The organism is Deinococcus hopiensis KR-140, assembly GCF_900176165.1.
GTDB classification, from domain to species: Bacteria; Deinococcota; Deinococci; order Deinococcales; family Deinococcaceae; genus Deinococcus; species Deinococcus hopiensis.
This window is the reverse complement of record NZ_FWWU01000006.1, coordinates 330,155-355,404: the sequence shown is the minus strand read 5'-3', so window position 1 is coordinate 355,404 and position 25,250 is coordinate 330,155. Positions and strand designations below refer to the sequence as shown.

General features: G+C 65.9%; 20 protein-coding genes and 1 pseudogene. 5 read left to right on the top strand and 16 right to left on the bottom strand.

Translation table 11 applies throughout. The annotated features are described in order from the left end of the window. Positions 1-204 precede the first annotated feature (204 nt). Positions 205-1,485: an MFS transporter gene (locus tag B9A95_RS08290; protein WP_084046443.1), complete on the bottom strand. Its 1,281-nt coding sequence runs from the start codon at positions 1,483-1,485 to the stop codon at positions 205-207. Between the two features lie 970 nt (positions 1,486-2,455). On the opposite strand from B9A95_RS08290, the gene B9A95_RS08285 reads away from it, so the two are divergent. Continuing rightward, the gene (locus B9A95_RS08285; RefSeq protein ID WP_084046442.1) at positions 2,456-3,184 is read left to right on the top strand and encodes a DNA adenine methylase; all 729 of its coding nucleotides are present in this window, start codon (positions 2,456-2,458) and stop codon (positions 3,182-3,184) included. An 81-nt stretch (positions 3,185-3,265) separates the two neighbouring features. Continuing rightward, positions 3,266-3,733, top strand: a complete 468-nt coding sequence (locus B9A95_RS08280) for a hypothetical protein (RefSeq protein WP_084046441.1) — start codon at positions 3,266-3,268, stop codon at positions 3,731-3,733. 417 nt (positions 3,734-4,150) lie between these two features. Here B9A95_RS08280 and B9A95_RS08275 read toward each other — a convergent pair whose 3' ends face one another. Next, the gene (locus tag B9A95_RS08275; RefSeq protein WP_245808193.1) at positions 4,151-4,408 is read right to left on the bottom strand and encodes a hypothetical protein; all 258 of its coding nucleotides are present in this window, start codon (positions 4,406-4,408) and stop codon (positions 4,151-4,153) included. A gap of 98 nt (positions 4,409-4,506) precedes the next feature. Further along, a pseudogene (locus B9A95_RS08270) lies at positions 4,507-5,292 on the bottom strand (IS5 family transposase). 989 nt (positions 5,293-6,281) lie between these two features. On the opposite strand from B9A95_RS08270, the gene B9A95_RS08265 reads away from it, so the two are divergent. Further along, positions 6,282-7,667 carry a serine hydrolase domain-containing protein gene (locus tag B9A95_RS08265; RefSeq protein ID WP_084046439.1) on the top strand — a complete coding sequence of 462 codons (1,386 nt, stop codon included), beginning with the start codon at positions 6,282-6,284 and terminating at the stop codon, positions 7,665-7,667. Positions 7,668-8,164: 497 nt separating this feature from the next. Here B9A95_RS08265 and B9A95_RS08260 read toward each other — a convergent pair whose 3' ends face one another. Further along, positions 8,165-10,498: a discoidin domain-containing protein gene (locus B9A95_RS08260; RefSeq protein WP_212648274.1), complete on the bottom strand. Its 2,334-nt coding sequence runs from the start codon at positions 10,496-10,498 to the stop codon at positions 8,165-8,167. Between the two features lie 422 nt (positions 10,499-10,920). Between B9A95_RS08260 and B9A95_RS08255 the strand changes: the two genes are divergently transcribed. Then, positions 10,921-11,313 (top strand): response regulator, encoded by a 393-nt coding sequence (locus B9A95_RS08255; protein WP_170928525.1) that lies wholly within the window; start codon positions 10,921-10,923, stop codon positions 11,311-11,313. Positions 11,314-11,563: 250 nt separating this feature from the next. On the opposite strand, the gene B9A95_RS08250 is transcribed toward B9A95_RS08255, so the two are convergent. Next, on the bottom strand, positions 11,564-11,782 hold the full coding sequence (locus tag B9A95_RS08250; RefSeq protein WP_342744578.1) for a DUF6683 family protein: 219 nt from the start codon (positions 11,780-11,782) through the stop codon (positions 11,564-11,566). Between the two features lie 258 nt (positions 11,783-12,040). Here B9A95_RS08250 and B9A95_RS08245 point away from each other — a divergent pair, with 258 nt between their 5' ends. After that, the gene (locus tag B9A95_RS08245; RefSeq protein ID WP_084046435.1) at positions 12,041-12,244 is read left to right on the top strand and encodes a hypothetical protein; all 204 of its coding nucleotides are present in this window, start codon (positions 12,041-12,043) and stop codon (positions 12,242-12,244) included. A gap of 1,258 nt (positions 12,245-13,502) precedes the next feature. Here the strand turns inward: B9A95_RS08245 and B9A95_RS08240 are convergent. Genes B9A95_RS08240 through B9A95_RS08190 form a run of 11 tightly spaced genes read right to left on the bottom strand, consistent with a single transcriptional unit; the run spans position 13,503 to position 24,948 of the window. Further along, entirely contained in the window at positions 13,503-14,543 is a 1,041-nt protein-coding gene (locus tag B9A95_RS08240; protein WP_084046434.1) for an LLM class flavin-dependent oxidoreductase, read from the bottom strand. Further along, entirely contained in the window at positions 14,540-15,850 is a 1,311-nt protein-coding gene (locus tag B9A95_RS08235) for an NtaA/DmoA family FMN-dependent monooxygenase (RefSeq protein WP_084046433.1), read from the bottom strand. Before B9A95_RS08235 ends, B9A95_RS08240 begins: the two co-directional genes overlap by 4 nt. Further along, complete coding sequence (locus B9A95_RS08230; RefSeq protein WP_084046432.1) at positions 15,847-16,956, bottom strand: LLM class flavin-dependent oxidoreductase; 1,110 nt, start codon at positions 16,954-16,956, stop codon at positions 15,847-15,849. Before B9A95_RS08230 ends, B9A95_RS08235 begins: the two co-directional genes overlap by 4 nt. Further along, a complete protein-coding gene (locus B9A95_RS08225) occupies positions 16,953-18,137 on the bottom strand; it encodes a M20 aminoacylase family protein (protein ID WP_084046431.1) in 1,185 nt (394 codons plus the stop codon). The genes B9A95_RS08230 and B9A95_RS08225 overlap by 4 nt, the downstream gene beginning before the upstream one ends. Beyond that, positions 18,134-19,198, bottom strand: a complete 1,065-nt coding sequence (locus tag B9A95_RS08220) for an LLM class flavin-dependent oxidoreductase (protein WP_084046430.1) — start codon at positions 19,196-19,198, stop codon at positions 18,134-18,136. Before B9A95_RS08220 ends, B9A95_RS08225 begins: the two co-directional genes overlap by 4 nt. Next, the gene (locus tag B9A95_RS08215; RefSeq protein ID WP_084046429.1) at positions 19,195-19,680 is read right to left on the bottom strand and encodes a GNAT family N-acetyltransferase; all 486 of its coding nucleotides are present in this window, start codon (positions 19,678-19,680) and stop codon (positions 19,195-19,197) included. The genes B9A95_RS08220 and B9A95_RS08215 overlap by 4 nt, the downstream gene beginning before the upstream one ends. Positions 19,681-19,712: 32 nt before the next feature. Next, positions 19,713-21,215 (bottom strand): ABC transporter substrate-binding protein, encoded by a 1,503-nt coding sequence (locus B9A95_RS08210; protein ID WP_084046428.1) that lies wholly within the window; start codon positions 21,213-21,215, stop codon positions 19,713-19,715. Positions 21,216-21,244: 29 nt separating this feature from the next. After that, positions 21,245-21,592: a DUF3088 family protein gene (locus B9A95_RS08205; protein ID WP_084046427.1), complete on the bottom strand. Its 348-nt coding sequence runs from the start codon at positions 21,590-21,592 to the stop codon at positions 21,245-21,247. An 18-nt stretch (positions 21,593-21,610) separates the two neighbouring features. Further along, the gene (locus B9A95_RS08200; protein WP_084046426.1) at positions 21,611-22,498 is read right to left on the bottom strand and encodes an ABC transporter permease; all 888 of its coding nucleotides are present in this window, start codon (positions 22,496-22,498) and stop codon (positions 21,611-21,613) included. Next, positions 22,491-23,423 carry an ABC transporter permease gene (locus tag B9A95_RS08195; RefSeq protein ID WP_084046425.1) on the bottom strand — a complete coding sequence of 311 codons (933 nt, stop codon included), beginning with the start codon at positions 23,421-23,423 and terminating at the stop codon, positions 22,491-22,493. The genes B9A95_RS08200 and B9A95_RS08195 overlap by 8 nt, the downstream gene beginning before the upstream one ends. Before the next feature lie 25 nt (positions 23,424-23,448). After that, positions 23,449-24,948 carry an ABC transporter substrate-binding protein gene (locus B9A95_RS08190; protein ID WP_084046424.1) on the bottom strand — a complete coding sequence of 500 codons (1,500 nt, stop codon included), beginning with the start codon at positions 24,946-24,948 and terminating at the stop codon, positions 23,449-23,451. Positions 24,949-25,250 lie beyond the last annotated feature (302 nt).

Here is a 25,250-nt window from a genome sequence, read left to right as displayed (position 1 = left end):
TGCTTCCCTCTATCCGCTTTTCTCCTGCCCGCTGCGCTGCGCGTCCGCCCGAGGTGGCCCGTGATTTCATCACGGATGAACCGGAACGCTGACGAGGAGGTGCCGAGGAGCACGAAAGGCGCCTGCGCGGGGAAAAAGGACCCCTGGCGCGCGGCGCGTGCCCAGATGGTCTGTGGCAGGCAGCGCGCCTCGAACGGCACCGCTTCAGCGTCCGCCCGCCGATCTGCCCTCCCCTGCCTCCCCACCGCGTGCCCGCAGGTAACCCGCGAGCGTGAGCAGGGCGGCGAACACGCCCAGCAACGCCACCGCCGGCGCGAGGCCCGCCACACCGATCAGCAGGGCGGCCAGACTCACCCCCACCGGGCGCAGCCCTTGACCCACCAGGATGCGGGCGCTGTACACCCGTCCGCGCACCTCCTCCGGCGTCAGCCGGGCAAAGAGCGTCCCCACCATCACGTTCAGGGGTCCGAAGCACAGCCCCATCAGCAGCGCGAGGATCAGGGCCACCCACAGCGCAGGCGCGTACGCCACCCCGACGATGCACAGCGCGGGCCCAGCGCAGCCCAGCACGATCCAGTTCAGGGGATGGTGACTCACGCGCCGCCCCATCCAGATCACCATGCCCAGTTCCGCCAGCGCCAGGACCGAACCCAGCAGGCCGACCCCAAGGGCGCCCCGATTTTCAGTGCTCACCCAGGACAGGGCGGCGGGCAGGTCCACGCCCGTCATCAGGCGGTCAGCGATGCGCGGCAAGAAGACCGCGGTGTAGGGCTCCATGGCAAAGTTGACGCTGGCGAGGCCCAGCAACGTCGCCCACAGCGCGGGCCGCGCGAGGACGAAGGCGAAGCCGAAGCGGGTCCGCGCCCACCAGGCGGCCAGCCCCTGCCCGCTGTCCCCGGGGCGGGTCACGGCTGGAAAGCGCACAAGCGAGTAGGCCGCCAGAGCTGCGGCGAAGCTCGCTGCGTTCACCCACATCACAGCGGGCGCGCCGACGCTCGCCACCAGGAAGCCGGCGCTGATTGGAGCGAGCAGGCCGCTGGTGGTCCAAGTGAGGTTGAAGAGCGCCTGGATGCCCTGCAGCCGGTTCGGGGGCACGAAAGTGGGCAGGGACGCCTGTTGCGCCGGAAAGATCACGCTGCCGGTAAAGCCGCTCAGGGCCGCGACGGCGAAGAGGACCGGAAAGGAAAGCAGGTCCTGGGCGTAGAGCAGTGGAATCAGGCTGATCCACAGGGCACTCAGGCCGTTGGCGACCTGCAGGGTGATGCGGCGGTCCCAGATGTCCGTGAAGCTCGCCAGGCTGACCGTGCCGAGCAGCATCGCCGCCGTCCAGACCCCAATGACGCTGCCCGACCGCGTGGGCGAATCTGGATAGAGGCGGTAGAGGAACCAGGCGAGGGCGATGAAGGTCAGGCCGCTGCCAAAGGAATTGATACTCTCGCCGATCCACAGGATCAGGATGCGGCGGTCGCGGAGCAGGGAGAACATAGGGAAACCTCGGGGCAGCGGCGCGAGAAGGCGGCGCAGGCCACAGGATACGGCCAGGCAAGCCGGCGCGGTGCCTCCCGCCACGCAAGGCGGCGCGGTGCCTCCCGGTCACTCGCCTCAGGTCGCCGTCCGCGCGGCGGATCTGCACGGTGGCCTTACGGCCGGTCCAGGCCGCCTGCGAACAGGGGTGGCGACCAGCCCTGGCGTGCCGCCGCATACCAGGTGGTCTTGGGCAACACGGGGGCGGCAGCTGTGACCAACGTTCAGCTGGGTGATGCCCTGTCGCAGGTCTTTGTCACGGGTAGCCCCTCGTTTTCGGTCACTGTGGTGCCCACCAGTATCGCAGGAGGCTGCACCGTCAACCCGGCCTTCAACGGTACGGGCGACACCAGGCTGCTGGCTGGGACAGATACGCTCACTCCAGGCGCAAGCTGCAGCCTGACGGTCCGCCCGACAACATGCGGATCACGACCTTCACGCCTCAGCAGTGGGAAGACGCGCTGCGAGATCATCCGATCCTTCCGCCGGAAGCGCCCTCGCCCTCCGCCTGGGCGGAAACGGTCGTGCCGCCGCGCGGGATATGGCCGTGGCCGGACCCGTTCAGGGAACGCCCGGTGCCTGACGACTGGGTGTCGCTGCAGACGTGGAAAGCGACCTCTGACCTCCTGGAGGTTGCGCACGCCCACCTTCCGGGCGCGAAGCTACCCCCTTCACCCGGCAAGGCCGCGGGTTCAGGAAACGGCATGTCCGTCCTTCCCGTTCAGCGTACAGAGAATGTCGCGCACGTCAAAGCCAAGGGTGTTTTCCGCTATCCGGGCGGAAGACCTGGTTCGCGCTTCCGCTGCTGCACCTCCTGCGGGCACATCCGCCCAAGCTCTTCTTCGAGCCTTTCGCGGGTGGCGCGGCCCTCACCGCGAGCGTCCTGGACTGCACAGCCGCGTCCGTCTGGCTTAACGAACTGGACGCCGCGGTGGTCGCCGTTCACCGGGTGGTGTTCAGCGCACGTGCGCCCAAGCTCGCGCAGCGCATCCTGGAGTTCGAGTTCACCCGCGAGCACGTGCTGAAGACACTGCATGCCGAGCCCCGCACAGAACTCGACCGGGCGTTCCAGACCATTGTGCGAAACCGCGTCAACCGCGGCGGGATTCTCGCGCCCGGCGCAGGCCTGGTCAAGCACGGCGAGGGGGGGCGTGGCCTCGCGCAGCGGTGGTATCCCGAGACGCTCGCGCAGCGCATCATGGTCCTGAGTGCGCACCAGGACCGCGTGCGCGTCACGCAGGGCGACGCCCTGAACATCCTCGAACAAACCCCCTTCTCGCCCGGCACCGTGATCTTCGTCGATCCCCCGTACACCGCTGGAGCGAAAAGCGCTGGAAAGCGCCTCTACACGCACCACGCCCTCGATCACGAGCGGCTCTTCCGCGCCTGCGCGGGCCTGCGGGTGCCGTGGCTCATGACGCATGAGCACGACCCAAATGTGATGGCGCTCGCCTGGCAAAACGGCCTGTCGTGGCGCAGCGTGAAGATGGTCAGCGGCCACAACGTCACCGCGCGGGAACTCGTGGTGGGCCGGGATTTTCGCTGGGCAGAGGGGCTCGGCAGCCTGCTGCTGCCCGGAACCGTCACGCAACCCAGTCTGTTCGGACCGGACAACAACCTGGAGCAGGTGGAAACGACCGCGGAGTACCCCCCCCAATAAAGCAGATTCACCTGCCCGGTCCGACCACACCTGGACCGAATGCCGGGTGGCCCAGCCTTGAGGGGGCGTAGGATACGGGCCATGAGGTCGTTTCTGGCTCTCGGTATCGCGGCGCTGCTCGCCCTCGGCCTGACCGGCTGCGTGAACAGCTCTTCTTCACCTTTTTCTGCGCCTGGCACCAGCAATGGCGTGGTCGACGGCGGCACGGTCGAGCTCGCAGTACCGCAGGGAAGCACCCGCACGGGCACGGTCACCATCAACTACGGCCCGGTCCCCACGGGCACGCCACTGAGGTGGAGCAAGTCCAACGAAGTCGCTGCCCAGAACCCTGATCCCAACGTCATCTTCGTCTCCCCCGAAGGCGTCACCTACACCGTTCCAGCACGCACCTTTACCACCGGCGCTTCCCACACCACCACCGTGAACGTGACGGTGCCCTCCAGTGTTGCCGCTGGCACGCGCTCCACGGCCATCCTGGGCCTGACGCGCGCCGACGTACCTGCAAGCCCCGGACCTGTCGCTTTCATCATCACTGTGACGGCTCCCTAAACCGTCAGAAAGTCTGCGCCGCACTCCCGAAACCTGGAGTGCGGCGCAGACTTTTACAGAAAAGGGTCTGGCGGAAGCAACCCAGGACCCGCCTACTTCGTGGATGCGCGAACCCGAAAAACGCCGTCGCAGCCGCAGCCTGAAGGAAAGCGTCAACGGCTGAGCCGGAGGACAAGACGAGGGGAAGCCCAGGCATTGAGCCCTGGGCCTCCCCGCTCTGTACAACCCTATGGCCGAGCAATCGACGCCCTGCAGCCTGCTCTGGCCTAAAGCCAATTAGAGCAGGGAAGGTCCGTCATCCTGACTTGGCTTTTCTTCCTCCGTTCTCCTTCAAAAATGCCAACGGAACGAATCACACTGCTGGGAATAAACAACAGCATTTTGACGATCACGAGCAGTGCCGAAAGGAGGGCTTTTTTAAGGCATGCTGGAGGGCATGGCGGCAGAGCCCTGAGCAATGAAGGTGCCGTCGAACTGGTAGGACTTATCCATGGTACTGGAAGTGACATAGCCGTAGGTTCCGTTGGGCGTTTGCTGAATCCGGCACGCCGTTACGGTGGCAGGAAAGGACGTGATGTTGAGTAATTCGCTGTTCCTGCAGTCGGTGGCGACCTTGAAGTAGGTACCACTGGTGGAGCGGTGATCCTCAGCGGCGTTAATGGCTTGGACCAGCAAGCTCCGAGCGGGAGAATCGGGAGGAATACGACGACAGGCACATGTGAAGGAGGGCCACAACACGAAGAACCCGAGAGCTAAGACCACGAGGATACAGGTCATCCGGAAATCCGACGGAGCAGGATGAGGATGCAGGCGAGCTGGACGAAGCCCAGGAAGTTCTGGGCTTTGCGCTCATCTCGTGTCCGAACACGCCTGAATGACTGCAGCCAATAAGGTCGTGCGTTCCACCTTCCAGCGTCGCTTGTAACGACGCAGTGGTCGTCCATCCTGCGTCTTTTTCTTCCGGTTCTTGCGATTTGGAGCAATCATCTCGATCCCCAGAGCAGCAAGTTCCGCATCCAGAGAATCACTGTCATACGCTTTGTCCCCGATGAGTCGTTTGGGGAAGTCCATGCCAAAAGAGGCTTCCAAAGTGTCGTGCACTAGGGTCACTTCGGCAGGACTTGCACTTTCAGTATGAACAGCGAGCGGTATACCGCTCGAGTCCACCATGATCATGGTGCCTTTGCCTTTCTTCGTGGGACTGACATCAGCGCCCCCTTTTTCGCGGCACTGAAGGTACCGTCGATAAAAGCTTCCCGGAGATCAAGAAGCGCTTGATCCTCCAATAATTCGTATAAACGGCCCAATACATTGGGAAACACGCCACGTTCATTCCATTCTTGAAAGCGCTCGAAACATGTGGACTTCGGAGGGTAATCGGGGCGAGGAAGTTCTGCCCACTGCGCTCCTGTTCTCAACACCCACAACATGCCTTCGAGCAGTTCTTTATCTCCCCGACGCGGACGGCCGCTTCGGGTTTTCTTTTCGGGTGGAGGTAACAAGGGAGCGAGGATGGACCATTGCTCGTCTGTCAGTCGCACCTTTTTAGCGTGCCACACGGCCCTCAGCCAAAACAGTGACCTATTTCCGGATGACCTGTAAGGTCGCGTCCCGATGCGTTTCGAGTTGTTTCAAGAGTTGCTGTTCGTGGAAGGATGTGACACGCGGAGGACGTCCAGAAGACCGACCAACTTCGTGTAGTGTTCCCAGGCGTTGCTTTTCCAGATATGTATTAATACTACAGTTGCAGTTGGCGATTGGGTCCCTCAAACACGGGAATTCTCGGGAGGTGCCTGGTGATAGAAAGCCCTTGAACAACAGGTTCCTTGGGCAACTGCAACTGTAGTATTAACAGTCTCGACGCGCATTCGGTACAACCGGGCGACTTCTTGCCGGCTCTGTCCTCCTTCGACTGCCGCCACCACCCGCTCGCGCAAATCCAGACTGTATCCTCGCCCACCCACTGGCTTCATACCCTTACTATGACAAATGCTCTAATTATTTGAGAGGTCATCCTTCGGTTCCAAATGGACTGAAGTGAGTTGAGGAGGTGATGCAGGCCCGCGGGGGTGGGGTGTACGGCGTGGAGGCGCAATGGCGGCCGGACTGACATGGTTCAGGGCGTGGAGCGGTGGTGGGTCACCAAATGAAAAATCGTGAGGCACCAGGAAGGCCAGGATGAGGCCTCGGGGAAATTTTGAGGGGTGAAAAAGGTTCTCAAGTGGGTGACCTGCTTTATTTTAGGGTTCAGGATGGGTTAGACCGTTGAAAATTGGGGGATGGAATAGTGGTTTTCAACTGAAGACCTATTGTGCAGGAGTGGACTGGGTTTGAGAAAACGCTGTCTGTGTCGACCAACCCGAATTGGTTTCAGTTTAAAAGGGAGGGTGTTTCCCTACTCAGACGACGTGGATGGAGCCTCACCTCCTTACTGCGCAACCGATCTCAAGTCGCCCAGAAGGTGATTGACGCGCTCCTTTGACTTGGAACCCAGGACCGGACGGATGGCGTTTCGGCTTTTGGTTAAGCTTTCACCCGAGGTGCCGTGATGACCGAAGGCTTGTGGGAGCAACCAACGCCCAACCCCGCGTTCTATGACGCTTTGCAACAGCACGCCCAGGGGCTGATGCATCAACATCACGTTCCCGGGGCGGCCATTGCACTGCTAACGCCGACCGAGGAGCGCGCGTTCACACTGGGCGTGACCAGCGCCGAGTACCCGCAGCCCCTCAGCCGCGACACCATCGGGCAGATCGGCTCGATCACGAAGCCCTTCACGGCGCTGCTGATCCTGCGCCTCGCCGAACAAGGTCTGCTCAACCTCAACGCGCCCCTGCGGACCTACCTGCCTGAGCTGCAACTGTCCGATGAGCACGCGACGCAGCAGGCGACGCTCCGACATGTCCTGACCCATACGGGTGGCTGGCGGGGCGACGTGTTTGAGAACACCGGGGACGGTGATGACGCGTTGGCGAAGATGGTTCGGTTGCTGGCCGAGCAACCCCAGGTAACCCCACTTGGCGCGTACTGGTCGTACAACAACGCCGGGTTCTACCTGGCTGGACGTGTGGTGGAGGTTGTTACCGGAATGCCGTTCGAACATGCAGCGCGCCAGTGGTTGCTCAAACCGCTTGGGCTGGAGCATTCGTTCTTCTTTCCTGCGGAAGTTATGACCCACCACTTTTCCGTCGGTCATGTTCAGCAAAACGGTCAGACGGTGGTCGCCAGACCCTGGAGCCTTCCGCGCAATTCTGCGCCTTTCGCGGGCCTGGCTTGCTCCCTGAACGACCTGCTGCAGTTCGCGCGTTTCATGCTGGGGGATGGACGCAACGCCCAGGGAGAACGGCTGCTGAGTGAGGAGGGGATGGCCTCTTTGCTCCAGCCCCAACACGAGACGACGGACGGCCGCTGGGTGGGCCTGACCTGGAACGTGGCGCTGGTAAACGGCGTGCAGGTGAGCTCTCACGTTGGTTCGACTGGAGGACAGACAGCGGTGCTGGCGTTGATTCCCCAACTGGGGGTCGCCCTCGCGTCAATGACAAACGCCGCTGCGGGGATGGAGATGAACCGTGCGTTACTGGAGTGGTTTTGCCAGCATGTCCTGCATGACGTGCCCCAGGAACCGGTCTGGTTGACCCTGGGGCAAAGTGAGCTCGTGGAGTACGAGGGCCGGTATCAAGTTCCCGGAGACCGACATGGCTTTCGCGTCACGGCCAACGAGGGTGGGCTGATATTCGCGTTCCAGCAGGGTGAAGGAAGGGAGGTGTTTGCCGAAACGGATCCATGGCCCCCGACCCGGCTGGCATTTCATGCGAATGACCGGGTGACGGTGCAGGACGGCATCCTCAAGGGAATGAAGTTTGATTTCCTGCGTGTAGAGGGAACAGTTCGCTATCTGAGGGCGTTCTCGCGGATCACGGTTCGTCAGCAGTAGGGTGGGCGGGTTCCGTCTGTTTCGCGAACAAACCTGAAGACCGCCGGTGTGCTTCCCTCTACACCCGGAACCCGTTTCTCTCCTGCTCGCTCTGCACCGCTCCGCAAACGATTCAATCACAGTGTGCAGAAGGAACCCCTACATGCCACCTCGCAAGGCCGTTCCTCGACCCTTTGTCGGCAGGGGACACCCTCTTTCTGCCGTTAGCATCAGAATTTCACTTCATCAATAATGAAATAACGGGCCAAGCAGAGCGAGCGGTGACCGAGAGGCGTGGAACCACCGAAGCGGCGCGGACCTGCAAAGCTGCGCAGCAGAGGGGACGGAACGGCTGATCTGGAAACCGGATCAGCCCGACAGGGCCGTTGACAAAGGGTCAGTCGAAGAGGCTCAGGAACCTGAGCCCCTCCCTTTAAAGGAGAGGACCCCACGCGGTGAGGGGGTGGGTCTTTTTTCGTTAACTGCTCCGGGCGCCCAGGAACGGGGGAACCGGCGGCTCACTGCCGCTGGTAGACCCGCACCCAGTCCACCTGCATCGTGTGCGGGAAGTTATTCTCCGCCAGTTGGGCCAGTCCGTCCGCCGTCCTGGCTCCAGTGAAGTTCTGGGCATTGTTGCGGTAGGCCGCTGGGTACGCGCCGTCGTAGGCGACGTTCAGAATGATGTAGTTCGGCCGGTTGAACACCCAGTAGCCGCGCTGCTCGGTCTCCGCACGCGAGACGGTCCGGTAAGGCACGTCGTCAATGCTGAACACGATCTGGTCGGCGTCCCACTGGGCCTGGTAGGTGTGCCAGTCGGTGGTCTTGAAGTCGGGGTGGCCATTCAGGGCAATGCCGCTGGCCGTGTCCTGCTTGTTGTACGACTCACCGATGCTGCCGCCGCCCGAGTACCCGGGTCCGTGCAGTGAGGAGCTGTACCACCACGAGTACCCAATGTTCTCGAAGATATCGGTTTCGCCAGCATTCGGCCACCCGACGTAGGGATCGTCCACGTCGAAACCCAGCATCCAGAACGCGCCCCATACGCCCACCGCGCCGTCCTTGGCTCCTGCGGCCGTGGCAGGCATCTGCATGCGGATGCGCGCCGCCACGCGCCCGTAGGTGAACTGGTACTTCCCGGCGGTGGTGATGCGCCCCGAAGTGTAGGGATGGCCCTGGTCATTTTTGCGGGCCGTGATGTTGAGTAGGCCGTTTTGCAAGGCGACGTTGCTCAGGCTGTCGGTGTAGTACTGGCGCTCGCCGTTGCCCCAGCCGCAGAGGCCCTTGGCGCAACCGTCGCCCAGTTCATAGTTCCACCTGTTGCCATCAACCTTGAGGGGCGTCGCGGCGCTGTCAAACTCGTCTTGCCACTTCAGGGCCCAGGTATTGCCGGTGGGCGCCGGGGGCCCACCGATGACGGCCGGGTTGTCCTGGCCACCGGCCCCATACACGGCGAACTCGTAGAGGGAGATGCCGTACTGGCTTCCGTCCCCCGCAGACCACCCCCGCTCGGTGGAGTTTATGCGGACGTAACGGTAGGGCTGCGTGAGGTTGAGCGCGACCGTATCGTGATACTCGCTGGCCGGAGGCGTGGAAGTGACGCCGTCTTGTACGCGGGGGTTGGTCTGCACGCCGCCTACAGCCGTCCAGTTCTGGCGGTCGTTGGACACCTCCAGGGTGTAACGGCTTGACCAGGCGCGCTCCCAGTCCAGCTCCACCCGGTCGATGCGCGCAGCGGCGCCGAGGTCCAGCATCAGCCAGGCTTTGGCGCTGCTCCCACTCGACCAACGGGTGCCGAGATTGCCGTCAATGGCGTAGGCAGGATCGGCGCCACGGTCCTGGGTGGTGGAGGCGTAGGCGCGCTTGTTGCCGGAGATCTTGACGGTGGGACCCCCCGGCAGCGTGCTGCCCGTCCCCCCCGCTGTGAAAACCTTGAACTCGTAGAGGGAGTATCCGTACCCAGTGGCGCGGGTCAGGCCAGTCATGCGGATATACCGCCCGCTGGCACTCACGCTCACGTTCTGGGTTCCACCCGTTCCGTTGACGACGCCGGAAGCCGGTGTCCAGGTGGTGCCGTCGTTGGAGACCTCCAGCTGGAAGGTTTTGGCGTAGGCGGCTTCCCACTGAAGGGTCACGCCGCAGATATTCTGGATGCTGCCCAGATCGACCTGCAGCCACTGCGCGTCGCTGGCCTGGCTGGCCCAGCGTGTCCCCGCGTCTCCATCAACGGCGAAGCGGGCCGCGAGCGTCGTGGCATTTTCGGTCGAGGAGGCCGTGACCGTCTTGCCCTGCGCGACGTTGGTGGTCGTGCAGGTGGTTCCCGCCGCGGCGCTTCCGAACACCTGGAACTCGAACAGCGAGTATCCGTAGCCGGTGGCGCGGGTCAGGCCAGTCATGCGGATATACCGTCCAGTGCCAGTCACGCTCACGTTCTGGGTTCCACCCGTTCCGTTGACGACGCCGGAAGCCGGTGTCCAGGTGGTGCCGTCGTTGGAGACCTCCAGCTGGAAGGTTTTGGCGTAGGCGGCTTCCCACTGAAGGGTCACGCCGCAGATATTCTGGGTGCTGCCCAGATCGACCTGCAGCCACTGCGCGTCGCTGGCTTGGCTGGCCCAGCGTGTCCCCGCGTCTCCATCGACGGCGAAACGGGCCGCGAGAGACGTGGCATTTTCGGTCGAGGAGGCCGTGACCGTCTTGCCCTGGGCCAGGTTGGCCGCAGCGCAGCCGGGCACGGCCTGGGAAGCGAGTGCAGCGGAGCCGGACAGGCCCGCCTGAACCTCGGGGACGTGCGGGCTGGTCCCGCACGCACTGAGGGCAACGCTGAGACTGGTGACGAGGGCAGCAACTCTCTTCATCTGGAACCTCCGGGGAGCAGGAAGGCTGTGAGACGGAATGTCCCGCCTTGTGCAAAGGGACGGCATTTGAATATAGCGCTAAAATAATTTGGCTGTTTCTTCGGGCACAGGAGCGTGCATCCCGAAGAAGATTTCGGAGAGGGCGCGGAAGACTTGATTTTGCCTGGTACGCCAGAATTATAGGGCTAAAATCCGGAGTGGTGCAAGCCGCCCCTTCACCGGCGCCTCCCTCACCCAGAGGGCGAAGGCGGTACGCCAGGAAAGACCATCCTCCAGAGGCGCGGGGCCCTCTCCCTCTGCAACGGCCCAAAGGGGGCAGAGGCCCATACGGCTTTGTCAGAAGGGCCCATAAATACGTCACCTTCTCAAGCCCCGTTTGAGCGTGACAAATTTGAATATTGCCGTGCTGTAACCTCCGGCGTGTGACCCTTCGCCCGGACGTGTTCTCGCTGCTTCTGGTCGATGACGATCCGGACGACATTCTCCTGGCGGAGACGGCTTTGGATGAACTGAGTACGTCCGTGGATGTGGAGATCTTGCGCAATGGCGAGCAGGCCCTCAAACGCCTGCAGCAAAAACCCACGCCAGATCTCGTGCTGATGGACATGAACATGCCGCGCCTCTCGGGGCTTGAAGTGCTGCTTGAGCTGAGGCACAGCGCGCGTGACCTCAAGGTGGTGCTGTGGAGTTCAGGGTGGCAGCCTCTGGATGAATCGAGGGTTCTGGCGTCCGGTGGCCAGGCGTACCTGCACAAACCCACGTCGTACAGCGCCCTGGTCACGCTCCTGAAGGCCCTGGTTCAGGGCGTGGTATAGGGAGAGGGAGGTTCTGGGGTGAGGGACATCCCACCGCTTCAATGTCCCCTCCTGCGCTTCCACCGTCACTGCTCGCGGTGGAGGACAGTGCCGCGGACACCCTGCTGTCGGAAGAAGCGCTGAGGGCCCTGGAATCCGGAGGACAAGCTGGAAGTGGTCGCCGGCGCCATCGCGGCGGTGATCCGCTTACGAAGGCCCCCTCTCCCAGACACCGTACTGCTGGAAATGCGCATGCCGGGCTAAAGGTGGTTCATTTCTTCACCGCGAAGCCCTGGTTCGTCAGGTCCACCTTGCCGAGGTCCAGTCCGAGGGACGCGGTCCCCTGCTGAAGGCCCTGGCCAAACTCGGCACGGCTGTTCGGGTCTTCCTTGCGCGCTTCAGCGAACGCACCAAACATCACCGTGTGCAGAAGCAATGATTCCGCCATTTCCTGCTTGTGGGCGTCGTTCATGCCCGCCACGTCGGGCAGTGAGCGCAGCAGGGGGGCGAAACTGGTCGCGAAGTCCCACCACCTGCGCCCGTGTCGGCTGGTCCGTCCGGCTGCGCGTCATGAGCCAGGCCTAACTCCACTACACCGCCCACACGTCCGCAGGTGGTGGAACTCATTCCAAAGCGCGTTTTGACTTCCTGGTCTACCGCCGCGAAGACACCGGTGCCCGTGAAGACCTTCTTCCACTCCGCGCCCGCTTCGGGGCTGAGCCTGCCCATTTCCTGCACGAACGCTTGAATGACCTTCTGCCGCACGGCGGGAGACGCCCAGAAGGTCAGCGTGGCGGAATTGACGCCTGGTGCGGGTTTTGGCGGAGTGGCGGCGCTGGGCTTTGCGGATCCATTGCCTGCGGTCGGGGTGGTGCCCACCCCATTCATCAGTTTGAAGGTGGAGCTCGAGCGCGCTGAATCTCCCCTGCGCGCTGACGTGCGCCGAGCTTGAGAGGAGCGCCGTGATCAGGACCAATTGCCGCTTGAACACGCTTCCTCCAGGTAGACTGACTGGTTCTGCCTACACCCCGTCATGCGCGTGACGCTCTCCTTTCCATGCTTGAATGACAGCGTCTTCAGAATGTGCTCATATGCAGCGCGCCTTGAGGGGAGAGTCGCGCGGATGCGCTCCGGGCGTGTGCCTCTCGGCGTCTCCGGCGGACGTCCTCTTCCCGGGTGCGTTTCGCGGCGGCACCAGAGCCGCCTTTCCCCCTTTGGCCAGCTGCTGGACCGCCCCCTGCCCTGTGGGGTTGGGTACGCCCGGCTCGGCCAGGAGCCCCGAGCCTCTGCCGTTGTGGGGGTTTTCCCCCGAATGCCGTGCGTTACGTCTGTGCCCGCCATCACCGTGGAGAAGCGCGTCTGGGCGTGCAGCTCAGGCGGCCGAAAGAAAACCCGGCAGCTGGGCCGGGAAGATGAACTCCAAACTGGTCTTTCTGGTTTCAGGCCAAGGGACGTGCCCGCGCCCCAGGAGGACGTGCCCGGAGCACGCAGGCCCCTGGTTCAACTCTACGCGCCTCGCCCGTGCCCACGTCCCCCCTCGCTTCCGCCGGGTAGGCCGGTGCCCACGCGCCTTCAGCCACGATGCCGCCGGATTATACAGACCCACGCCAAACTTATGGACGGCCATTCACGACGGTAAACGGTGCCGCGCTCCAGCAGAGGTTCCTCGGCGTCCCGGTGACCGGGGAGCTTCTCACCGCTCAGCACCCTACCCCGGCAACTTGCCACAACCGCACCCTGGTGTTCCTGGAGGCGAACGTTCAGCACGTCCCCGTATTCCCCGGTGACCCAGACGCGGTGGCCCAGATGCAGTGGCGCGGACCCGGTGGTGCGGTCCGTTGATCAGGAACGGCGCAAAATTGACGTTCTGTTATTATGAGGATTCTGGCTCATCCGTAATGAAATCGTGGGCTGACCCAAACGGACGGGCAACGCTGCGCAGCAGCGAGAGTGGGAAACGACACCGAGGCGTGGAATCACCGGAGCGGACGGAACGCATGATCCGGAATCCGCATCACAGGGTCTTGTGGCTGACCTATTGGGCCGCGCGTGAAGAGGTTCTCGCACGTCATATGGATGAAGCGGCGATACAGCCGCATGGATTGGCCGGTCCCGCTGCTGTTCCCCGCTGCGGTACGGCTGCTGTTCCCGCACAGCCTGCCGGCCAGATGGCGCTCAGGGGCCGGAACCCCACCGTCAAGGGAGGGCCCTCACAACGCCGCGAGCGCTTGGCGACGCCCCAGCAGTCCGAGGGCGTCTGCGATCAGTTCCAGAGAGCGCCGCCGCCGGGCAACGTCGGCGACGACCGTGCTGACCATCAGCTCATTGACGTTCAGGCGCCGGGCCAGCGCCGTCAGTTCTGCCCGTACACGGTCTGGCGTGCCGTGCAGAGGCGCGAACGGCCGCAGCTTCTCCTCTTCCTCAGGCGTGAAGGTGTGCGCGCGCGCCTCTTCGACCGTGGGGGCAGGCCTGCGCTCTCCATTCAAGCGGCGCAAGAAGGCGAGCTGAGAGGCGCGCGCGAGGCCCTCGGCGAGTTCCGCCGTGTCCGCCGCAATGACCGATACGGTGGCGACGGCGTAGGGAAACGGAAAGGCCACCGACGGAACGAAGTGTTCCCGGTAGGTCCGCACGGCCGCCTCAGACTCCAGCGGGCTGAAGTGGTGCGCCGCGGCGAAGCCCCGTCCGTGGCGTGCCGCGATTCCCGCGCTGAGCTGTCCAGATCCGAGCAGCCACACCGGCGGGAGGGGCGCACCTTCGGGAGACGCCCTCACGTCAAACAGTGGATGGTCGGGCGCGAAGGGTGAGGGGGCGACCTCCGCGTAGCCTTCGAGCTCTTCCACCTGCCGCCCGATGTCGTCCGCCGCCCGCAGGCGGTCCTCACTGCCGCGCAGGGCGAGGGCGCTGCGCGGATCCATCTTGGGGGCGCGCCCGATGCCCAGGTCAATTCGGCCTGGCGTAAGGGCCTCCAGGGTGCGGAAGACCTCGGCGACCTTGAGGGGCGCGTAGTTCGGCAGGAGCACCCCGCCCGACCCCACGCGGATGCGCCGGGTGCGCGCCGCGATGACGCCGATAAGCACCTCGGGCGCGACGCCCGCGAACCCCGGCATGTTGTGGTGTTCTGCCAGCCAGAAGCGGGCGTAGCCGAGCGCCTCGGCGAGGTCAGCGTACTCCAGCGTCTGACGTACGGCGTCCGCACCCGTCCCGCCCTCCGGCACAGGCGATACGTCGAGAACCGACAGCGTGAGGCTCAAGCGCCCACCTCCTCCGCCTGGGCAGGGACGGGTTGGCGTAGCCCGAGGTGGTCGCGCAGGGTCGCTCCCGCATATGCGGTGCGAAACAGGCCCCGGCGCTGCAACTCCGGCACGGCGAGGTCCACGAAGTCGTCGAGGTCGTTCGGAAAGAGGGTTGGGCTCAGCAGGAAGCCGTCGCTGGCTCCCGCTTCCAACCAGGTCTGGATGTGGTCCGCGACCTGCGTAGGCGTTCCGACCAGAGAGGGGCGCGGCGCGGTGCGCTCCACCAACTGCCGGGGCGTGAGCCCCTCTTCACGCGCCTGCGCGGTCCAGCGCTCCAGCAGGGGGCCATTGACTTCCGGGGCCGTCACATCGGGGTCGGGAAAGGCAGCGTCAAGGTCCACGCCGTCAAAGTTGGCGCCGCTCGGCTCGCTCAGCAGGTAACGCACGACGCCGTCGGTGAGGAGCAGCGCCCGGTAGCGCGCCGCCTTCGCGTGCGCTTCCTCCTCGGTCGGCGCGACGATGACCGAAAGGCCTGGCAGAATCCGCACGTCATTCCGAGACCGGCCCAGCGCGGCGAGGCGGCGCGTGAGGTCGCCGGCGTACTCCAGCGCGTCTTCCAGGCGGCGGTGGGGGCTAAACACCACGTCCGCAATGCGCGCGGCGAGGTCGCGCCCGTCCGGCGACTGCCCCGCCTGGATGATGATGGGCCGTCCCTGCGGTGGACGGGGCACGTCGAGCGGACCGGCAACCTTAAACCACCGGCCGATGTGGTTGAGGGGCCGGGCTTCTCCGCCCGAGTCCCACAGCGCCTGCACCAGGGCCACGAATTCACGCGCGCGGTCGTAGCGGGTGGCGTGTTCCAGGTGGCGTTCGCGGCTGTGGTTGAAGGCAATGCCGTCACCGCCCGCATCCTTCGCCGCCGAGTTGCTGAAGCTGGTCACGACGTTCCACCCGGCCCGCCCACCGCTTACATGGTCGAGCGAGGCAAGCTGCCGGGCGAGTTCGTACGGCTCGTTGTAGGTCGTCGAAAGCGTCGCGGCGAGCCCGACCTTCTGCGTCACCGCGGCCAGAGCGGGCAGCAGCGCCAGGGTGTCTGGACGGCCGTTCACGATGGGACCGAAAAAGCGTCCCTGGTGCTCGCGGACCATCAGGCCCTCCCCGAAAAAGACGAAGTCGAAAAGGCCCCGCTCGGCGGTGCGGGCAAAGCGCACGTAGGTCTGGAAGTCGGTGAGGTCGGCGTGTTCCTCGGCGCGCCAGGCGATGGTGTGGCCGACGCCCTGCAGGAAGACGCCGAGGTGGATTTGACGGGCGTGAGGGGGGATCATGCGGTCCTCCGGGCATAGCGGCTCTCGGGCCGGGTGAGGCCGAGGTGGTGGCGCAGGGTGAGGCCGTCGTAGGCGGTGCGGGCGAGGCCACGCCACGTGAGTTCAGGCACCGCGAGGTCAACGAAGCGCGTCAGGCCGTCTGGCAGGTTTGGAGGGAAAATGTGCAGCCCGTCAGCGGCACCCGCCGCGACCCAGGTTTCGGCCATGTCCGCAAAGGCCTCCGGCGTGCCCACAAAGCGCTGCGCGCGCGGCCACCCGCTTTTCTGGGCCGCCCGCGCTTCCCAGTCCTCCGCCAGGGCCTGCGCCTCAGCGTCGCTCTCCGCGAGGACCGGCAACACCGCCCGCAGCACGCGGAGTTCACGCCCCTGCCGCTCTGCTTGCGCGCGCAGATCCGCGCGCGTCCGTGCCCCCGCATCCACGTCCTCCCGGTGCAGCACCAGCACGTCCGCGACTTCGGCGGCGGGTGGCCCGCCGCCGAAGTCGCGCTCCAGCCCCACCACCACGACCTGCCCCTGCGGAGGACGGGGCGTGAGCTGCGGGCCGCGTACCCGGAAGTGCTGGCCCTGGTGGTGAATGTGGTGCAGCCGCTCGGGATCCAGGTACAACCCCCGCGCGCGGTCGGCGATCACCGCGCCGTCTTCCCACGAGTCCCACAGCTTTCGGCTCACGTCCACGAACTCGGCGGCGCGCGCCTGCTGCCCGTCGGGAGTGGGTCCAGGGCCGTAGTTGCGCGCCTCGGCCAGGGCGCCGCTGGTTGAGGCCTGCCAGGCCGCCCGCCCACCGCTCACGAAGTCGAGGGTGGCGAGTGCGCGCGACACGGCGAACGGCTCGGCGTGGGTGGTGGGCACCTCGGCGGCGAGGCCGACGAAGCGCGTCTCGGGCGCAAGGCGGGACAGCACGGTCAGGGCGTCCAGGCGGCCCGCCGGGGCAGCGTCCGTGCGTGCGCGTCCGTCGCCCAGCAGCACGAAGTCAAGGTGGCCGCGCTCGGCGGTGAGCACGAGGTCGCGGTAGTGCGCGAGGTCCGCGAGGCGGGTGGGGTCAGGCCGGGGAGCGCCGGGATGGAAGCCCGGGCCGTCAATGCTGGCGCTCAGAATCAGTTGGGTCATGGAGTCTCCCCTCTCGTCAGGGCGGCGCGGGCGAGGTGCACCCAGAAGGTGGCGGCGCGCGGCAGCACGCCATCGTTGAAGTCGTAACGGGGCGAGTGAAGCGGGGCCGAGTTGCCGTTGCCGATCCACACGTAGGCCCCGGGCCGCTCCCGCAGCAGGAAGGCGAAGTCCTCGGCGGCCATCAGCGGCGGGAGGTCGGCGCGCACGCCGGCCTCACCGAACGCGCCTTGCAAGACGCCGCGCACAAAGGCTGCCTCCCGCGGGTCGTTGACCGTTGCGGGGTAGGAGCGGGTGTAGGTCACGCGGGCCTCCACGCCGTGCGCCTGGGCAACGCCCGCCGAGACGCGCCGCAGACCCGCCTCCAGCAGGTCACGCACCTCCTCGGTGTAGGCACGCACCGTGCCGCGCACCTTCACCTCGTCGGGAATGACGTTGAGCGCCTCACCCGCTGAGAGCTGCGTGACCGACACCACCCCCGGCGAGAGGGGACTCAGGCTGCGGCTCACGAGCGTTTGAAGCGTCCCGATCAGGGCGCCCGCCGCCACCACCGGGTCGCGCGCCTCGTGCGGCAAGGCCGCGTGGCCGCCCACACCGCGCAACACGACCTCGAAGCCGTCGGCACTCGCCATGACCGGTCCGTCCAGGACGGCAAACTGCTCGGCGTGCAGGCCAGGAATGTTGTGCAGGCCGTACACCGCTTCCACCGGGAAGCGGTCAAGCAGTCCGGCGTCCAGCAGCGCCTTGGCGCCTGCCCCTCCCTCCTCGGCAGGCTGAAATACGAAGACCATGGTGCCGGGCAGGTCGCCCGCTTCCGCCAGCACCCGCGCTGCCAGCAGCAGCGCCGTGGTGTGCCCATCGTGCCCACAGGCGTGCATCTTGCCCGGCACCCGGGAAGCGTACGGCAGCCCGGTCTCCTCGGTCACGTTCAGCGCGTCAAGGTCGGCGCGCAGGGCGACGGCGCGCGTTCCAGGACCCCGCAGCACGCCGACCACGCCTGTACCCGCGAGGCGGTGCACTTCCAGCCCAGCGCTCGCCAGTTCCTCTGCAACGATGTTGGCGGTGCGGACCTCCTCGTAGGCTGTCTCAGGAAAGCCGTGCAGGTGGTGGCGCAGGGCCACGAAGGCGGGCAGATGCCGCTCCAGCGCGGTGACGAGGTCCTGTTCGCGGGATAGGGTGGTCATCCGCCCACCCCCACAGGCTCGCGCGCCGGGTTCCACACCTCACTCTTCACGGCGCGGCGCAGCGCCGGCGCGACCTCCTCCGCGAAACGCTGGAGCTGCTCGGACTGCTCCGCCTCGCTGAGGCCGTCCACGCCAATCGCCAGCACAGTATTTCCGAAAGCTGCCTGGTAGCGCAGCAATTTGTCCGTGACCTGCTCGGGGCTGCCCACCAGGATGGGGCCGTTCCCGACGTTGTCCTCCAGGGTGGCGAAGGGCGAGCGGTTGTGCTGCGCGGCGGCGCTGCGCGAGAAGGCGTCGTGGTAGGGGCGGTAGCGCCGGATGGCCTCATCGGTGGTGTCCGCGAGGTACAGCGCGCCCGCGCCCGCCCCCACCACCGCCCGCACGGGGTCATGACCGTAATGCGCGAGGCGCTCTCGGTAATGGTCGATCAGCGCCTTGTACTTGGCAAGCGGATGAAAGGCGTTCGCGGAGAAGATCGGTTCACCGTATAGGGCGGCGAGTTCGGTGCTGCGCTCGCTCGACGCGCTGCCGTGCCACACCGGAATGGGGGACTGAAGGGGCCGGGGCTGCGTGGTCACGCCCGAGAGGGGTGGGCGGTACTTACCCCCCCAGGTCACGTCCTCCTCACGCCATAGGCGGCGCAGCAGCCCGTAGCGCTCGGCGAGTGAATCCCACTGCTCTTCCTCGGGCACGCCGAAGAGGGGGTAGTGGCGCGGGTCGTTGCCCTTCCCGATGATCAGGTCGAGCCGTCCGCCGGACAGCTGGTCGAGGGTCGCGTACTCCTCCGCGACGCGCACGGGGTCGAGGACGCTCAGCACCGCCACCGTGGTTAGCAGGCGCACCCGGCGGGTCCGCGCCGCGATGGCGGCCAGCAGCACGGCGGGCGAGGACGACAGGAAGGGCGCGCCGTGCCGCTCGCCCACCCCGAAGGCGTCGTACCCGAGCGCCTCGGCGAGCTCCGCCTGCCGTACCAGGTTCTCGAACTTCTCGGCGGCACTGAAGTGTTCGCCGGTTACGGGGTTAGGAGCATTGACCACCAGGCTCAGCACCGCGATCTTCACGAGGCCACCTCAGGCCGCGCAAGGGCAGCGGGCAGGTCTTTCTGGTAGGCGAGCACCCGGTCCCAAGTCCCGGCAAAAATTGGGATGCGGCGGTAGCCCACGCGCTCGTACAGGGCGGCGGCCTCGGGTTGGAGGGGGCCAGTCTGAAGCTTGACGCGCGGATAGCCGAACTGCTCGGCGAGCCGCTCAAGTTCCGTGAGGACCGCCTGCGCGACTCCCCGGCGGCGGTAGGCGGCGCGGGTGTACATGCGCTTGACCTCCACGCTCCCGTCGGCGAGTGGGCGGATCGCGCCGCATCCGGCAGGTACCCCGTCCACGCGGGCGATCACAAAGGCGGCGCGCGGCACCTCAACGTTCTCCGGCGCGAAGCCCGCGCGGCCATCACCCACGTTGTACAGGGCGGCGAGTTCGGCGCTGAGTTCGTCAATCAGGGTCACGGCGTCTGGGCTGCGGATATCCTCGGCGCGAGCGGTCACGGTCATGGGCGGCTCCTCTCCCTTTTCTTGAGGCGGCGTCACTTCAGGGTGGCGCGGCGGTAGTCGATGTACGAGGCGTGCCAGTACGGCACCTCGCCCTGAAGACGGTTGGACTTCACGTAGGCCGAGACGGGGTAATACAGCGTCAGCAGCGGCAAATCCGTTTGCAACTGGTCTTGCACCTGGCGGTAGAGCGTTTTGCGCCTGAAGGCGTTCTGCTCGGTACGGGCGCGGGCGAGCCACCCGTCCACCTTGGCGTTCTTGTAAAAGGCATAGTTGTTGACCGGAATTTCCTTCGAGTCGAAGTACTGGGTGAAGGCGAAGTCCGCGTCCAGCGAGGTCGGGCCGTCGGTCATCAGGAAGAGTTCGGCGTGGTCCGGTTTTTGCAGGGCTGAGCGGTAGGCCGCAAAGTCCGAGGTCTGAATGTTCACGGTCAGGCCCACCGCCGCAAGGTTGAACTGGACCGCCTGGGCCAGGCGGCGGCTGGAAGCGTCGTTGGTGGCGACCAGGGTCAGGGTGCTCCCCAGCTTCACACCCGCCTCGGCGAGCCGTTTGCGGGCGTCAGTCGGGTCAAAGGCGATGCCCTTGACCGTCTTGGACGCGCCGAACACGATGTCGGGGATGGGGGCCTCGCCGCGTGCCCCGAGGTCACCCAGCAGCGTCTTCACAATGGCGTTCCGGTCCACCGCGCGCGCGATGGCCTGCCGCACGCGCACGTCCTTGGTAATCCCACTCGCCGTGTTGAAGCCGAGGTAAGCCGTTGCGAAACTGGTGCGGCGGCGCACCACGAAGTTGGGGTCTTTCGCAAACTCTGTCAGGACATTCGGGGTGACGCTCGCCAGCAGGTCCACCCGCCCGCTTTTCAACTCAGCGATCTGCGTCACCTCGTCGGGAATGGTGCGGATGACGATGCGGCGGATCCTGGGCTTGGGGCCCCAGTACAGCGGGTTGGCGACGAGCACGATCTGGTTGCCGGGGTCCCAGCGGTCAAGCTTGTACGGCCCGGTGCCCACAGGGGTGCGCGCAAAGTCCGTGCCCAGCTTCTGCACCGCTGTGGGTGAGACGATCACCGGGTTAAAGATTGCCAAGTTGCCCAGCAGCGGCGCGTAAGGGTACTTGAGGTTCAGGTCCACGGTCGCGTCATTCACGACCCGCACGTCCCTGAGGGCGCTCAGGATAAAGGCGTTGGCGGCCCTGGTCGCGGGGTCCACAAAGCGGTCCAGTGAGAACTTCACAGCGGCGGCGTTCAGCGGCGTGCCGTCCGAGAACTTGACGCCTTTGCGCAGGGTAAAGCGCCAGGCGGTGGGGCTGAGCTGCTTCCACGAGGTCGCCAGGCGCGGCACCAAAGCGTTGGTCTGGGGATCGCGGAACACCAGGCCCTCGTAGATCTGGCTGGTGGCGCGGTAGGTGATGCCCTGATTGGCGACCGTGGCGTCCAGGGTGGGCGGGTCGGCATTCACGGCGATGGTGAGGGTGTCCCCCTCGGCGCGGGCGACGGGGAGGGCGGCAAGCAGGGCCAGAGTGAGCAGGGTTCGCTTCATAGGTTCTCCATTCAGAGGCGTTTTGAAGCTCAGCGCGGCCGGGCGGTCCCGTGGGCGCGGGACAGGAAGGTGGCGATCTCACGGGCGCCCTGCACGAAGGCCACCTCACCCGCGCGGCGCACGAGGTCGTCTTCCGGGTGGTCATCCCCCAGCACCAGGACGGGCGCGGACTGGTTTGCCTCCCCGAGCAGCGCGACCAGCGCTGGACGAGGCCGTGGGAAATTCAGGTGGCGGACATCAAGGTGGTCGCGCAGCTCTGGGGCATAGGTCAGCAGGCCCTCGATCTGCGCCGAGTGCGGGCAGTACGAGGCGATATCGCCTTCGCTGACATCGGGCTTGAGCAGAAAGAGGGTGTCGCGGTTCAGGGGAGCGGTCAAGGTGGGTCTCCTTTCCGTTCAGCGGCGGGCACGCGGGTCCAGCGCGTCGCGCAGGCCGTCGCCAAGCAGGTTCACGGCGAGAACCGTGAGGGTGATCATCAGTCCTGGAAAGACTTCCAGCCACCACGCCTGCGGCAGCTGGGAGCGTCCGCTGGCGAGCATCTCGCCCCAGTCACTGGTGGGCGGCTGAACCCCCAGGCCGAGGAACGACAGGGAAGCGGTGGCGAGGATCGCGCCGCCGACGCCGAGGGTGGACTGCACGATCAGGACGGGAGCCACGTTCGGCAGCAGGTGCCTCCACAGGACCCGCCAGGTGGATGTGCCGAGGGCACGGGCGGCCTCCACGAACTCGCCTTCGCGCAGGCGAAGCACCTCCGCGCGTACCAGACGGGCATACACCGGGATGCCCACCACCCCAATCGCCAGGACGGCGTTTGAAAAACTCGGCCCGAACAGCCCGACGATGGCGAGCGCCAGCAGCACGCCTGGAAACGCCAGCAGCACATCCACCAGCCGCATCAGAAGGGTATCAGCGAGGCGTCCAGCCCCGCCCGCAATCAGCCCGATCAGCGTGCCGACCGAACTGGCGAGCAGTACCGGCAGGAACCCGGACAGCAGCGAGACTCGCCCGCCGTACAGCACCCGCGTCAGAACGCTGCGGCCAAACTCATCCGTACCGAAAGGGTGGCCCGGGCCGGGCGGCAACAGCCGGTTTTGCCAGTTCTGCGCGTTGGGGGCGTCCGGCGCAAGGAGGGGTGCAGCGAGCGCGACGAGCACCAGGGTCGCCAGCAGCGTCCCGCCAATCCATACGGCCCGGCTGCGACGCAACCCCGCCAGGACGGGATGCAGCCGGCGGCGAGGCGCGCGTTGGGTCGGAGCAGTGGCGAGGCGGGGCAGGCTACGCATACTGCAACCGGATCCTGGGGTTGAGCGCTGCGTAGAGCAGGTCCACGGTGAGGTTCACGAGGGTGTAGAGCACGGCCGTGAAGATTACGATGCCTTCGATCAGCGGCAGGTCGCGCGAGGCGATGGCCTGGACGGTGAGGCGGCCCAGGCCCGGCCACGCAAAGATCGTTTCCGTGACGGCGGCCCCCGACAGCAGCGCGCCGAATTCCAGGCCGATCACGGTCACGATGGGTACCAAGGCGGAACGCAGGGCGTGGCGGGTCACGACGCGCGATTCGCGCAGGCCCTTGGCGCGGGCCGTGCGCACATAGTCTTGGTCAAGGGTCTCCAGGAGGCTGGCGCGGGTCATCCGCGCGATCAGGGCGACCGAGGCGAAGGTGAGGGTTGCGGTGGGCAGCACGAAATATTCCGGACCGCCGCTGCCGGAGGGCGGAAGCCAGCCCAGGCCGAGCGCAAAGGCCAACATCAGCATGATGCCCAGCCAGAAGGTGGGTACGCTCACGCCGAGCAGGGCGAGGCCCATGACCAGCAGGTCCGCGGGGCTCCCCCGCCTCAGCGCCGCGATCACCCCGAGCGGCACGGCGATGAGGGCCGCGAGGAACACTGCCACGACGGTGAGTTGCAGCGTGTAGGGAAAGCGCGCGGCGATCTCCTCCACCACAGGCCGCTGGGTGCGCAGGGACACGAGGTCGCCGCCCGCCAGTTTCTCCATAAACGCCCCGTACTGCACGTACCAGGGGCCGTCCAGACCGTACTGGCGACGCAGCTGCGCGAGTTGCGTGGCCGAGATCCCGCCGAGTTCGTCCCCCACCAGCGCGGTGAGGGGGTCGCCGGGCGTGAGCCGCAGCAGGCCAAAGACCAGCAGCGTCACGCCGAGCAGCACGGGCAAGGTCCCCGCCAAGCGCTTGAGGGCAAAGGTCAGCACGGGCGCTCCAGCGGACCGTCGGGCTTCATTTCAGGCTCGCCCGGAAGAGTTCGAGGGTGGTGTTCTGCACCTCGCCTACCAGGCGGTCGCTGGTGACGTAGATGTTGTACGGGTAGGCGAGCGTGAGGACCGGGAGGTCGCGGTTGATCTGCTGCTGTGCCTGCTGGTAAAGGATGACCCGGCGCGCCGCGTTGCCGCTGCCACGGGCCTCGTCGAGCAGCCGGTCCACGGTGGCGTTCTTGTACGCCGCGTGGTTGTTGAGGGGAATGTTGCTCGAATGGAAGCGCCCGTACAGCCCGGTGTCGGCGTCGCGTGAGACCGGCGTCCACCAGTAGATGAAGAGTTCCGGGTGATCGGGTTTTTGCACGGCCGAGATATAGGCGCCGAAGTCCAGGGGCCGCACGTCCACGGTCAGGCCCACTTGCTGCGCGCTGAACTGCACCGCCTGCGCGAGCTTGGTAAAGAGGGTGGTGTTGGGCGTGATGAGGGTCAGGCGCGTACCGGGCGCGACGTTGGCCTCGCGCAGCAGGCGGCGGGCCCTCTGCGGATCGTAGGCGACGGGGCTGAGGTTCTTCGCGGCCCCGAAGACGCGCGGCGTGATGGGCGCGACGCCCGTTTCGGCCGTGCCCTTCAGCAGCGAGTTCACAATGCCGCCCCGGTCGATGGACGCCGCAATGGCCTGACGCACCTTGAGGTCTTTGCTGAGGCCCTGGGCCGTGTTAAACCCCAGGTAAACCTGCGTGGCACCAGGCTGCTTTTTCACCGTGACGCCCCGGCTCTTCTCCACGTCCCCGACGGCCTCGGCAGGCACGCTCGACAGCACATCGAGGCGCCCGGCCTTGAGCTCAATCACCTGGGTGGCCGATTCGGGAATGATGCGGAACACCACCGTGCCGATCTTGGGCGCGCCCTGCCAGTAGTCCTTGAAAGCGCGCAGGGTCACGGTGTTGCCGGTAGTCCACCCGTCAAAGGCGAAGGGTCCGGTGCCGACCGGATGGCGCGAGAAGTCCTTGCCGTATTTCTTCACGGCAGTCGGAGAGACGATGCCCGTCAAGGGGTGGGTGAGCGTCGGTACGAGCGGCGCGAAAGGCGCGCCCGTTACGATATCGACCGTATCGTCGTTCACCACGCGCACCTCCTTGATGGCGCTCAGTTGGAAGGCGTTGGGCGCTTTGAAGGCCGGGTCGAGGATGCGGTCGAGCGTGAACTTCACGGCAGCGGCGTTGAAGGGCGTGCCGTCCTGAAACTTCACCCCACGGCGCAGGGTGAAGCGCCAGGTGACGGGACTCAGCTGTCTCCAGGCCGTCGCAAGGCGGCCCTTCAGTTGCCCGTCCGTGTAATCACGGTACAGGAGCGTATCGAAGACCTGAGCGCTGACGCCAAAGGTGTAGGCCTGGTTGCCGAGGTTGGGGTCCAGGGTGGGCGGGTCCTGGTCAAGGGCGATGGTGAGGGTATCTGCCTTCTGTGCGGCGGCGCTGGAAAGCAGCGCGGCGAGGCTCAGGGCGAGGAAGCGGGGCTGGCGCACGGGTTCTCCTGGAGAAAAAGGGGGTGTTGCTGCCCGCGCCGGGGAACCGGGCGGCGCGAGACCACGCCCCTGGGAGGTGTGGCCTGTCCGTCACGGCGGCAGACAACCAGTCAGGTGCCCGCCCGGGGGCGAAAGGCAACGCTGCTGCCGGAACACGGGCTGCTCTGCGGTGGAACTCAAGAAGATTACAAACTCTATCAACTAATGTGGCAGCGCAGGCGGTGGCCAACGGGCAGACGACGTTGCGCTGCCCGAAGGTTCAGGGCCCTCACAGCACATAAGGTGGAGCGGGAGCTGGCCAC

Excerpts from the sequence above, each read along its gene's own strand:
- B9A95_RS08290 (WP_084046443.1), bottom strand. The coding sequence starts at position 1,485 with ATGTTCTCCCTGCTCCGCGACCGCCGCATCCTGATCCTGTGGATCGGC.
- B9A95_RS08280 (WP_084046441.1), top strand. The coding sequence starts at position 3,266 with ATGAGGTCGTTTCTGGCTCTCGGTATCGCGGCGCTGCTCGCCCTCGGC.
- B9A95_RS08265 (WP_084046439.1), top strand. The coding sequence starts at position 6,282 with ATGACCGAAGGCTTGTGGGAGCAACCAACGCCCAACCCCGCGTTCTAT.
- B9A95_RS08260 (WP_212648274.1), bottom strand. The coding sequence starts at position 10,498 with ATGAAGAGAGTTGCTGCCCTCGTCACCAGTCTCAGCGTTGCCCTCAGT.
- B9A95_RS08245 (WP_084046435.1), top strand. The coding sequence starts at position 12,041 with ATGACCTTCTGCCGCACGGCGGGAGACGCCCAGAAGGTCAGCGTGGCG.
- B9A95_RS08235 (WP_084046433.1), bottom strand. The coding sequence starts at position 15,850 with ATGATCCCCCCTCACGCCCGTCAAATCCACCTCGGCGTCTTCCTGCAG.
- B9A95_RS08230 (WP_084046432.1), bottom strand. The coding sequence starts at position 16,956 with ATGACCCAACTGATTCTGAGCGCCAGCATTGACGGCCCGGGCTTCCAT.
- B9A95_RS08225 (WP_084046431.1), bottom strand. The coding sequence starts at position 18,137 with ATGACCACCCTATCCCGCGAACAGGACCTCGTCACCGCGCTGGAGCGG.
- B9A95_RS08215 (WP_084046429.1), bottom strand. The coding sequence starts at position 19,680 with ATGACCGTGACCGCTCGCGCCGAGGATATCCGCAGCCCAGACGCCGTG.
- B9A95_RS08210 (WP_084046428.1), bottom strand. The coding sequence starts at position 21,215 with ATGAAGCGAACCCTGCTCACTCTGGCCCTGCTTGCCGCCCTCCCCGTC.
- B9A95_RS08200 (WP_084046426.1), bottom strand. The coding sequence starts at position 22,498 with ATGCGTAGCCTGCCCCGCCTCGCCACTGCTCCGACCCAACGCGCGCCT.